This window comes from Streptomyces viridiviolaceus, from assembly GCF_014650995.1.
Lineage (GTDB): Bacteria > Actinomycetota > Actinomycetes > Streptomycetales > Streptomycetaceae > Streptomyces > Streptomyces viridiviolaceus.
Map to the genome: position 1 here is coordinate 12,807 of NZ_BMWA01000040.1, position 10,811 is coordinate 23,617.

The window sequence follows — 10,811 nt, forward strand, 5'->3', positions numbered from 1 at the left end:
GGATTGAGCGTTGGCCACGCCCCGGGAGGTCTCATCCACCTTGCCGGGGTCTGGGCTTCGACCGTAGAGGCGCCTTTGCGGGACCGCCGACCGTGATCCGGTCGCTACGCTCAGGCAGCGAGGATGCCGACCCTTGCTGCCAGGTCAGCCGCGCGACGGCGGCGGGCCGAGTGCGTTGATTCAATCTCCTCAAGAAGGATCGTCTTGGCGTAGCCGTTGTACCGGATCGTTTCCGGTGCCGCCTCGAACGCTTTCTCCAGGGAGGCCACGGCCACGTCCGGCTGGTTGTCCAGCTGGAAACCGCGAGCTTCCTCGATCCGGTGTCGCGCGCGGCGTGGCCGGGACTTGATGATGGCCTTGTCGGCCTTCGCCGACTGCCGCACGGACTCGCCGCCTTGGTGCAGTTCGACCGCCACCGTTACCGCGTGGGCTCCCATGATGGCCTGGGAGAAGCTGGTGACCGGGTGGTAGTAGTCGGACGGCAGGCGAGCCGCCATGTCGTTTGCCTTGTCCCAGTGCCGCCATGCCGTGCCAGTGTCGCGACGGCGGGCGGCCGTGTAACCGAGCTCGAATTCCAGCGCGCCGGCGATGGCCAGGACCTCGTCGGACGCATTGGGGAGAAACGGTGAGAGGTAGCGGACGGCCTCTTGATTTACCGCGTCGGCCGCGTCGAAGTGGCGGGGCCCGGTATCGCGGTGAGCTTGCGCCAAGAGCCAGGAGGCGACCCCGATCGCGTGAGGGTCCTCGCTCTCCTGGGCCGCGATCATGCCGCGTTCGGCGACCCGCCAGAGCAGCGAACTGTCGGGCTGGTAGGCGATGAAGAACTGTGCCAGAGAATAGGTCTGGGCCAGCAGGGATTGCGCCACGCGTCGTTCGGCGGCAGTGTCCGCATGCCGTACGAGCAGCTGTGTATCCCGAATGAGGTCCGGCAGAAGTGCGCCGATCGCCTCGCGGTGATTGGGCGACTGGTGGCGTGCCCGCCAGGCAGCGTGCAGCCGGGCTTCAACATGCACCAGCGGTGGCGGTTCGACGCTCGTGGTGAGCGGGAACGCATCGATGGCGGCCTTGACCGCAGCCAGTCTCGGGTGGCCGGGCCCGACGAACAGGTCCACGTGAGCGTCCGACCGTCCCGTAAGGTCTGCCAGATCACGCACTCTGAGAATCTCAGCGAGGCGGAGCACCGTCTCAATGCCAGGTGCCTTCTGCTGCCCGTTCTCGATCTTGCGGTAGGTGTGCGGCGAGATCCCGAGTAGATCGGCGACCTGAGTCTGAGTCATGCCACGGCGTTCACGTAGGATTTGTGCCCTCTGGCCGAACCTCAGCGGATCGGCATACGGGTCCGGGGTAGCATCTGAAGACATCAAGGCCTTGCCCCTTCTAGCAGCTTCGTCACTGCCAGGGTAGGGGGCAAGGCCGGTTTCATGTGCGGCTCGGGCACACCTTGCGCAGCGTCTTCGCTGTCGCACCCCTCCTAGTGCCGCATCAGGCAATGTTCGCCCTGTTGTGATTTGACGTGCCGTTGGGGTGCTGTGCCGGGCGGCGCGTGGCCGTCACCCTGTCCAGGTGGCAGAACGAGTGCGAGTACGCGAGATCGACGATGACGAAGGCCGACGGCTGCTTCGGACCATCCGCAGGGGCACCGGCTCGGTGGTGACCTGGCGGCGGGCCCAGATGGTGCTGCTGTCCGCGCAGGGCATGACCGTGGCCAAGATTGCCGAAGTGTCGTTCACCAGCACGGACCGGGTTCGGGACTTCCACAACTTCAACACCGACGGCTTCGACTCCCTGTTTCCCAAGTACAAGGGAGGCCGGCCGAAGACGTTCTCGCTGCCCGAGCGTCGCGAGATCAAGAAGATCGCGAAGTCGAAGCCGGCCGAGCACGACCTGCCGTTTTCCACCTGGAGTCTGACCAAGCTGGCGGACTTCCTGGTCGCCGAGGGGGTGGTCGACGACATCAGCCACGAGGGCCTGCGCATCCTGCTTCGCGAGGAAGGCGTCTCCTTTCAACGCCTGAAGACCTGGAAGACCTCCCGTGACCCGGACTACGCGGTCAAGAAGGCCCGGGTCGAACATCTCTACGCGATCGCCGACGGCGAGGTCATACCCGAGGCCGACGAACCCGAAGTCATCTTCTGCATGGACGAGTTCGGACCGTTCAACCTGATACCGCACCCGGGCTGGCAGTGGGCCGAATGGGGTGGCAAGCACAAGGACACCGACCGCGAACCCCGCCGCAGGCGCCGGGCGACCTACAACCGCTACGGCGGAGTACGGCACCTGTTCGCCGCCCTGGACCTGGCCAAGAACAGACTCTACGGCCACATCAAGCCGGTGAAGAAGCGCACGCAGTCCTGGAATTCTGTCGCTACCTGCGGACCCTCCACCCACCCGAAACCCGCCTCGCGATCGTCTGCGACAACTTCTCCCCACACCTGACCACGAAGAAATGCCAGCGGGTCGGCACCTGGACCGCCGCGAACAACGTCGAGATCGCCTACACCCCGACCAACAGCTCCTGACTCAACCGCATAGAGGCGCAGTTCACGGCCCTGCGTTACTTCACCCTCGACGGCACCGACCACGCCACCCACAAGGAGCAGGGCAGCATGATCCGCCGCTACACCATCTGGCGTAACCGCCATGCCGACGACAAGCGCCTACGCGTCCTCGTCGACAGGGCGAACGTTGCTTGATCCGGCCGTCGTACTGAACGAGATCCAGACGTCAGGTGCCAAGTCCGGCCGGTCCGGCACCGGTCTGCGCTCCTCGGTCCAGGTGTCGCCGGTGATCTCTGTGGCGACGCGACGCCAGAATTCCACCGCGCCCGGGTTGGCATCCTGAAACGCGATCTCCCACTGCCCCGGATGCCGGGCCACGATGCCCTGAGCAGCGCGCATTCCGGTCCCCGCCCGTCGCGCCCCGCGTACCACGAAGAAGCTGTTCATCACGCGCGTCGGACCAAGCAGACCGCGGACGAACGCGAACCCGATGGGCCGGTCACCGTTCGTCAGGAGATACGGTGCCCGGTCGGGTTCGGAGAACGCCATGTGAAGCCATTCGTCTCGGAAGGATCCGTCGGGGTTGGGCAGGTCACCCTCCAACTCCGACATGTCATGTCGGAACATCAGCCACAGGCGTTCGGTTGTGGGCTTGTCGGCAGGGTCTGCGAGGCGCAGGGAGATGTCTGACATGAGACTCCGTGGTGAGATTGGTCGACTTCAGCCCAAGGCACTCTGTTTCCGCGCATGAAAAAGCCTCCCCGGCGGATACCAACTGACCGGGAAGGTTAGTTACTTAGGGTGAATCTATCAGGCAAGTGCGTGGGCCTGTACTGGTATCGACGCACGACGAAGGTGGCCGCCCCATGCCACCCGGCCAAGCATCCGAGTGGGCGCGTCACACCACAGCAGGGCGAACGTTGCCTGATGCGGCACTAGATACCGCGTGACAGCTCAGACGTGACGGTGCACGGGGGCCAGCCTGGGCTCGCGCGTAGACATCCGTACTCGCCGACAGGCCCTGCACCAGGCGGCGGGTTGGGGCATTTAGGCGGGTAGCAACGCGTTCCTGTGCATGTGTACCGCAGAGCGCGGGCGCGGACAGGATTCTCGGGACACCGGCTGGTCGCGGGCGGTGATTGGCCCCTGCCGCGTCCTGGTTGCTCGGCGGGCCCGGATACGGCCGCGGCCCCGGTCGGCCGCGTACCGTCGAGGCTGAGGGGTCGCGTCCTGCAGGGTAGTGCGGGCTTGGCTCGATCGCCCGCTGGGTGACTGGTTGCACGCCGCGCTTTGCTCAAGTGACTGGTTTTGTACCGGCAGGGGGGCGGGAGTTGCTTCGAACCGTCGCAGTGGCAAGCGTGTCCGTGAAAGGCTGTGGCCTGCGTGTCACTGTGTAACTGGTTGGGTCTGAGGTGAGGGTGTGATGGGCGCGGGGGAGGGGTTGACCCGTCTGTCGTGGGCGCACCGGGTTCTGATCGGTGTGGTGGTTTTCGGCGTTGTGGTCATTGCCGGGATCGGTTTCGCGGGTTCGTATGCGGCGGTCCGTGAGCTGGCGGTCAAGAAGGGCTTCGGGGACTTCTCCTACGTCTTCCCGATCGGCATCGACGCGGGCATCTGCGTCCTGCTCGCTCTGGATCTGCTGCTGACGTGGATCCGCATCCCGTTCCCGCTGCTGCGGCAGACGGCGTGGCTGCTGACGGCGGCGACGATCGCGTTCAACGGCGCGGCGGCGTGGCCGGACCCGCTGGGTGTGGGCATGCACGGGGTGATCCCGATCCTGTTCGTGGTGGCCGTCGAGGCCGCCCGGCACGCGATCGGCCGGATCGCGGACATCACCGCCGACAAGCACATGGAGGGCGTGCGCCTCACCCGCTGGCTGCTCTCCCCGGTGCCCACCTTCCTTCTGTGGCGGCGGATGAAGCTGTGGGAGCTGCGCTCCTACGACCAGGTGATCAAGTTGGAGCAGGAACGGCTCGTCTACCAGGCCAGTCTCCGTTCCCGCTACGGCCGGGCCTGGCGCCGCAAGGCACCCGTCGAAGCACTGATGCCGCTGCGGCTCGCCCGCTTCGGTGTCCCTCTGGCGCAGACCGCGCTCGCCGGTCTCGCCGCCGCGGGCATCGAAGAACCTCCGGTCCTCTTCACCGTCGAACGGATCTCCGCACCCGCCGACCAGGCCGAAGACACCACACCCAGTGCCGGACGGGACGACAGGCCGGCGCCGGCGGAGATCACGCAGGCACGCCCGGCGGAGCATCCGGCAGCGGCTCCCGAGCGACCACACGGCGCGGCGGTCGCCACCGGGGAAGACGCCGAGCGGTTCGCAGACGCCTACCAGGCGTTCCTCGCGCGCTACAAGGTCGAGCCGACCCCCATGCAGTGGGCTTTGTGGCTCCGCGACGTCTATGGCGTCACCACAGCGGCAGGCAACCCCCTCGCCGAGGACCAGGTGCAGCCCCTCCTCCTGGCCCTCCAGGAGCGCTATGCGGCTCCGGTCGGGGAGCCGGCGGTGACCGACGGGCCGGAGCCGGCTGACGAATCCATCGACTGGTACGACTACTTCCACAGTGCCTGGCTCACCTACGCGCAAGAGCACGGCGCCTTCCCGGATGCCGACGCTTTGGCGGCCTTCGTCTACCAGCGGGACGCCATCACGGGTGACGGCGGCCGGCCCATCACCGGCGACGACCTGGCCGACTTCGTCAACAGCTTCCGGGTACACCAGTCCACCAGCGGACAGGATGCCGAAGCACCGACCGCCGATTCCGACGGTCAGGTCGCGGACGAAACCACCGCGCCACAGGAACCCGAGACGGCCTCGGCGGGGGCTCAGGCCGCTAAGGACAAGCGCAGCCCCCGGGTGGATGCGCGCCTCGACCCGCCGCCAGGACCGGAAGCCTCAACAGCGGAGAACACCGTCCTCACCACGGCCGACCGCTACTACCTCGGGTGGATGGAGTACCAGGCTGAGCACGGTGCTGAGCCCACCGCCGAGGAACTGTCCGCCCACCTCGCACTGCACGGCACACACGGCCGCGGCGGAAAACCGGTCAGCCCGGCAAACCTGCGCCGTTACTTTCTGCCCTCCCGCGTCTACAACGTCTGGGCCGAACACCGGACGGGCAGTGAAGAACCCGATGCGGACGCCGTCGCGCGCCACTGCGCGGCCCAAGGAATCACCGGCCAGTACAACAAGCCCATCACCACCGCCTACGTTGCCGAGCACGCCGCCGATTTCGAGCGGCGCTGGCAGGCCCTCACCCGCCACCACGCCGACGTCCAGCACGGGTGACGCAACCGCCCTGCGGACGAGAACGGTGATTACAGGCTCTTGCGCGCCCCACTGCCGGAGTCGTCGAGGAGTTCGTTGATGAGTTGCTCGGTCTCCGTTTCCAGGGAGCAGTCGAGTGTCCGGTTGACCTGTTGGACGCGGGTGATCGCGGTGTGCAGCCCTTGCCGGTTCCCGGCCGCGTGTTCGAGCCGACACCAGTCCCGGTAGAGGAGCTCGGCGGTGTTGTCGACGTCGAGGCCGGTCGCTACGGCCTGGCGGGCGGCGCTGAGGTCCCGGTGAGGGCCGGGGGCGGTTCGGTAGGTGGCCACGGTGTGTGCCACGTCGACGATCCGGGTGGTCATCTCCTGCTGGTGCGGCTCGGCCCAGGGCAGGGGAGCTCCCCCGAACGGTTTGCCGCGCACCAGTGAGAGTGCTTTCTCCAGGTCGGGTAGACCGGCCGGACCCGAGGGCAGGGCGCGTTCGACGAGCTGCAGGAAGCGGGTCCAGTCGCATCGTACGGCGGGGGAGAGGCGGTAGGGGTCTTCGCCGGTCTTGCGGCGCGGCACGTAGGGATTGCCGTCGGGGTCGCTGCCCAGGGAACGGCGCAGGCCCTGCATCCGGGCGTTGAGGGTGCTCAGGCTCCACGGATGGGTGGGATCCATGTCGGAACACAGGATCTGGGCGCTGCGCCCGGGCCGGAAAAGGAGCAACGCGGCCAGCTGTGCCAGCCGGGGGCCGTGGCCGGTGCTGTCGACCCCCGTCACCTCAATGGGGCCCAGTACCCGGATCTCCGGCGCGTGCAGGTCACGGGCTGCATCCACGACCGCCCCCGCCTTCGCCGTCGTGTTCACCACCGGTGCCCCCGCGGCGTCAGGCTTCTCTTCCCCAGATTCCGCAGACTCTGCGGTCCGGGGACGTGGAGTGTCCGTGCCGGGCGGGTACTCCACTTGCGCCTGGGGCGTTGGCGTGGTGGCTGGCAGGAGACGCAACCCGGCAGGGTCGGCAGTGGCGGCGAGCAGGGCAGGGAAGACCTCGCTGCTCGTCTCCGCGTCCGGCGCCACCAAGGGCCCCGTGTGGGCTGCGGACGTGACCGCTACCTGGGACTCCGTCTGCTCGCTCTGCTCCGCACGGGTCGGCTCTTGCGGCTGGCCCACGCTGGTGGTCTCGTCCGGGACGTCTTTCCATGCGCCTTCGGCCGGGTGGGCGGGCTGCGCGGACACTTTCAGCGCGGTGGTGATCTGGAGGTAGGCGGCGTGCTCCAGGCGCTGAACCGTGATCTCTCCGCCGGCGGACTCGAGGGCCTGCGGCGTGCTGAGCGAGGCGTTGAGGATCTCCGCCTCGGGAAAGTGCGGGGCGGCCGTGCTGGCCGGGGCCACCAAGGTGACCGGGACGTCGCCCGCCTTGGCGATGACGTCGGCGAACTCCCAGGCGGTGTCGGCATCCAGAGCCGACGCGCACAGCAGCAGGTAGGGCTGGTGGGCGGTGTCAGGCATCTGGTGGGCTTCCAGCAACCGTTCGGTCAGGTCGCGCAGCGCGTGCGTGGGCTGGCGCATGTGGGCGATCCGCGCGGTGGGCAGCAGCTGCGGCAGGTCCTCGCCGAACCCGATCGTGACGACTTCGACGTCGCCCGCCCACGGGCTCATCCCGAGCTCGAGAGCGAGCGAGGTGCACACCTCGGTGATGTGCACCGGGTTGCCGTCCAGCAGCAGAGCGGACACCCGGGCGAGATTGAGCAGCACCAGGTCCCCCGTCTGGGTGCTGCCGATGGTGACCAGGCCCGGGTAGGGCGCTGGCACGTCACGGGCAGTGTCCTCGTCTAGGAGGACGGCGTCTGAGTCCAGAACCCACCACCCGCCCTTCCCTGAGACGAACGGCGCCAGCGGTTTCTGGGAGAGGTCCTCGGGCAGCACGTGGACTGTGCGGGCGCCGATCTGCGCGGCTTGCACCCCCGGCACACCTGCCGCACCGTCTTGCTGCGCCTGGTGGGCCATGGTCCGCAGGGCCACGTCCAGGCGCGCGGCACCGCCGGGTTCGGCGGCCGCCGCCAGCTGTGCCTCGGCCGGGGAGGTCTCGCCTGCGATGGCGATCGTCTCGCCGGGCTTGCGGCGGCGCCGCTGCAGCGTGCGGCGCAGAGCGAGTGCGCCGGTGATGGCGGCGGCCAGCAGCGCCCCGGCGCCCAGCACGATGCGCAGGTTCAACGGACCGTCGGCCCTGGCCGGCGCCGGCGCGGCCGCGGCGGGGTCGGCGGAGGTGGCTGCAGCGTCGGGCGTCTGGGCCGGTGAGGACGGCGCGACGGTAGGGGCGCTGCTGCTGGGCTGCGGCGCCGCCGGAGCCGTCGCGGAGGGGGAGCGTCCCTGACTGGGCTGTTCGGCAGACGGGCTGCTCGGGGGACCCGGCGAGGTGGGTGCGGGCGCCGTGGTTCGGTCTGGCGCGGGCGCCTGCCCGCTGTCCGGCGTCTGCTCGCTGTCCGGTGCCTGAGCAGGCGGGGGAGTACGCTCCTGGCTGTCCGACTCGCCGCCCGGGGGCGGCGTCTCGTCGCGCTGCGCGTCGGGCACGGTGATCTGCTGCCCCGCGTAGATCACATCCGGGTCGGTGATGGCAGGCAGGCCGTCGGGCTGAGGCTTGCCGCGGCTGGCGGCGAACAGCGTGGGCCACTCATCGCTGTCGCCGAGCTCCTCCTCGGCGATCTTCGACAGGTAGTCGCCCTCATCGACGGTGACCACATGCACGCTCGCCTCATCGGCCGCCGCCTCGGCGGTCAGCTGGGTGCGGTCGCCGCCTGGAAATGTGACGTCAGAGGGCATCTGCAGTTGCCATCCGGCTCGCAGGAAGCTGTTCGACTGGAAGACTTGGCCGTCGGCCATAGCGCGGCCCTCGTTCAGGGCGGCGATCTCCCGCCACCTCTCGCCGTCCCCGAGTTCCCGTTCGGCGATACTCCACAGGCTCTCTCCCGCCTGTACGGTACGCACCGGCGTCGCCGAGCTCGTCCCGGAGCCCGGCTGCACCTGCTCGGAGGACGGCTGCTCGCCGGCCTGGCCCGGCAGCCGGGTCGCGGTTGCGCTGGTCGCCGCTTGCGCGTCGGAGGCGAGGGCTGAACTGGTGGGCAGCAGCACGAGGATGCTGCCGATGAGCGCGGCTGCGGCACGCTGCGAGGCGCCGAACCCGCGCGGCACCCGCCAGGTGCGCCCGCGCAGTTGCGCGGCCAGCTCCCGCACGGCGCAGAATGCGAACTGCGCCCAGCCGACCCAGCCGACGACGAGCAGCAGCGCCAGGAACGCCGCGCCGGTGTCCTGCCGGTCCAGCAGATGAGCCAGGTCGTCGTGGGTGGCGGCCCAGATGACCGGGGTCGCCCAGGTGAGGAGCAGCGGCAGCGCGACCACGGCGCCGGCGAGGACGAGCAGGCTCACGATGCCTGTGATCACCTGGACCGGAGTGCGGCCGGCTGCGGCAGGAGCGTGGGTGCTGCGCATCAGGGTTCCTCTACTCGGGTGCGGTGACGCCGTGCAGGAGCGTCGCGGAGCCGTGGCCGGTGACCGGCATGGAACCGATCCCGACCACCGGCAGGAACTTCGTGGCGTAGGTGCCGGTGGTGTGCACGGTGAGCGTCTTGCCGTCTGCGGAGACGCTCACCGTGCCGGTGGCGCCGACAGACCGGAGGTAGGCCTGCGCCGCGGCGATGGCATCCTGTGGCTTGACGACGACACTTTCGCCGCTGATGGCCGTGGTCGGGTCGACGGCCTGCCCGCCGGCCCGGGCGGCTTCCCCGGCGACGTGGTCGGCGCGCTCGGTGGCCCGCATCTTGCCGCCCCCGTCGACGGCGACACCGATGATCCCGATCAGTGCGACGACGCAGACCGCCACGAACACGGTCACGCCCCCGCGGTCGTCCCACCTACGCGCGCGTGCGCTCACCCAGATCATCTTCATGAAGCCCGGGCCCTGTAGGCATCAACTACCGATGTGGCTGTTGACGTCAGATCTCTGGAGCCAGGCACCCCGGGCAGCAGGAGGTCGGCCAGGCTGACCGCGCAGGTGATGGTCACTGTGACCGTGCCGACCTGGCCTACCGGCACGCTCAGCCCGCTGGTGTCGATAGCGACGCTGCTGGACGCGCAGTCGATGCCCTGGTCGTTGAGGGATTCGGCGGCCGCGGCCTGGGCTGCGGTTTGGGCGGAGGCGGCGGTGCGGTGGATGGACGCCTCCCGAGCGGCGTCCTCCGCGGCGGCGTCGATCTTCGCGCCGGAGGTGACGAGGCGGCCGCCGGCGAGGGCCAGGCACACGAACATGATCAGCGGCGGGATGACGATAGCCGCCTCGATGGCGACGCTCCCCTCGTCACCTCGCGCCCTGCCCAGGCGTCGCGTCACCCTGTGGAAGGGCCTCATGGCTTCGTCCACCTCTCGGCTGGCGCGGACGCCGACTGCGTGATGGTCAGCCCCGGGACCCCGGGCAGGAGTGACTGGGCCACCCCGCTGACCTGCACCCGTACGCGTTCACCGTCGCTGCTGGCGCTGACGCTGGTAGAGCGCAGGCTGTCCCCGGCCGTACGGCCCAGGACCTGGCGGGCGCGGGCGGTGCCGTCGGCGGGGCCGGCCTGGTAGGCGCGGGCGGCGGTGACTCCTTCCCGGGCGGCGGTCAGGGCGATCTGCCGGGCGTAGTACCACATGGAGGCCTGGATGACGGCGATCGCGGCGAGCAGCACGAACGGGTAGACGATGGCCATCTGGATCGAAGCGTCCCCACGGTCGTCGGCCCATCTGCGCCCCCGCCACCATTCCGTCAGGCGGGTGGGGTCCAGCATCAGATGCCGTTCAGGTTTCCGTTGTACTTGGCGATGACTGCGGCGATCGTCCCGGCGATCACCAGGGCGCCGGTGACGGCGGCGACCCAGATGATGACGGTGGTGATGCTGATGTCGCCCCGGTCCGGGCGCCGCCGCATCTCGGCGAGCCCCTCCTCCAGCCGCGTGGTCAGCCGGTGCATGGCACGGTAGGAACGGACGGCGGTGTACTTCACGGAACTCTCCTTGCCAGTGGTCGGTTCGG

Annotated in this window: 8 protein-coding genes and 1 pseudogene; 2 read left to right on the plus strand and 7 right to left on the minus strand. The window is 69.1% G+C overall.

Annotation, left to right across the window (positions count from 1 at the left end; genetic code table 11):
• Positions 1-110 precede the first annotated feature (110 nt).
• Positions 111-1,361 (minus strand): helix-turn-helix domain-containing protein, encoded by a 1,251-nt coding sequence (locus IE260_RS37390; protein WP_189880275.1) that lies wholly within the window; start codon positions 1,359-1,361, stop codon positions 111-113.
• 202 nt (positions 1,362-1,563) lie between these two features.
• Between IE260_RS37390 and IE260_RS37395 the strand changes: the two are divergent.
• Positions 1,564-2,693: pseudogene (locus IE260_RS37395) on the plus strand (IS630 family transposase).
• On the opposite strand, the gene IE260_RS37400 reads toward IE260_RS37395, so the two are convergent.
• The gene (locus IE260_RS37400) at positions 2,658-3,191 is read right to left on the minus strand and encodes a GNAT family N-acetyltransferase (protein WP_189880277.1); all 534 of its coding nucleotides are present in this window, start codon (positions 3,189-3,191) and stop codon (positions 2,658-2,660) included. The pseudogene IE260_RS37395 and the gene IE260_RS37400 overlap by 36 nt on opposite strands.
• Before the next feature lie 730 nt (positions 3,192-3,921).
• Here IE260_RS37400 and IE260_RS42260 point away from each other — a divergent pair.
• Positions 3,922-5,787, plus strand: a complete 1,866-nt coding sequence (locus IE260_RS42260) for a DUF2637 domain-containing protein (protein ID WP_229881705.1) — start codon at positions 3,922-3,924, stop codon at positions 5,785-5,787.
• Between the two features lie 29 nt (positions 5,788-5,816).
• Here IE260_RS42260 and IE260_RS37410 read toward each other — a convergent pair whose 3' ends face one another.
• Genes IE260_RS37410 through IE260_RS37430 form a run of 5 tightly spaced genes read right to left on the minus strand, consistent with a single transcriptional unit; the run spans position 5,817 to position 10,782 of the window.
• On the minus strand, positions 5,817-9,236 hold the full coding sequence (locus IE260_RS37410) for a LysM peptidoglycan-binding domain-containing protein (protein ID WP_189880279.1): 3,420 nt from the start codon (positions 9,234-9,236) through the stop codon (positions 5,817-5,819).
• A 10-nt stretch (positions 9,237-9,246) separates the two neighbouring features.
• Complete coding sequence (locus tag IE260_RS37415; RefSeq protein WP_189880352.1) at positions 9,247-9,687, minus strand: pilus assembly protein TadG-related protein; 441 nt, start codon at positions 9,685-9,687, stop codon at positions 9,247-9,249.
• A gap of 2 nt (positions 9,688-9,689) precedes the next feature.
• A complete protein-coding gene (locus tag IE260_RS37420; protein WP_189880354.1) occupies positions 9,690-10,151 on the minus strand; it encodes a TadE/TadG family type IV pilus assembly protein in 462 nt (153 codons plus the stop codon).
• Complete coding sequence (locus IE260_RS37425) at positions 10,148-10,567, minus strand: TadE family protein (RefSeq protein WP_268255020.1); 420 nt, start codon at positions 10,565-10,567, stop codon at positions 10,148-10,150. The genes IE260_RS37420 and IE260_RS37425 overlap by 4 nt, the downstream gene beginning before the upstream one ends.
• Positions 10,567-10,782 carry a hypothetical protein gene (locus tag IE260_RS37430; protein WP_189880281.1) on the minus strand — a complete coding sequence of 72 codons (216 nt, stop codon included), beginning with the start codon at positions 10,780-10,782 and terminating at the stop codon, positions 10,567-10,569. The genes IE260_RS37425 and IE260_RS37430 overlap by 1 nt, the downstream gene beginning before the upstream one ends.
• Between the last annotated feature and the right edge of the window lie 29 nt (positions 10,783-10,811).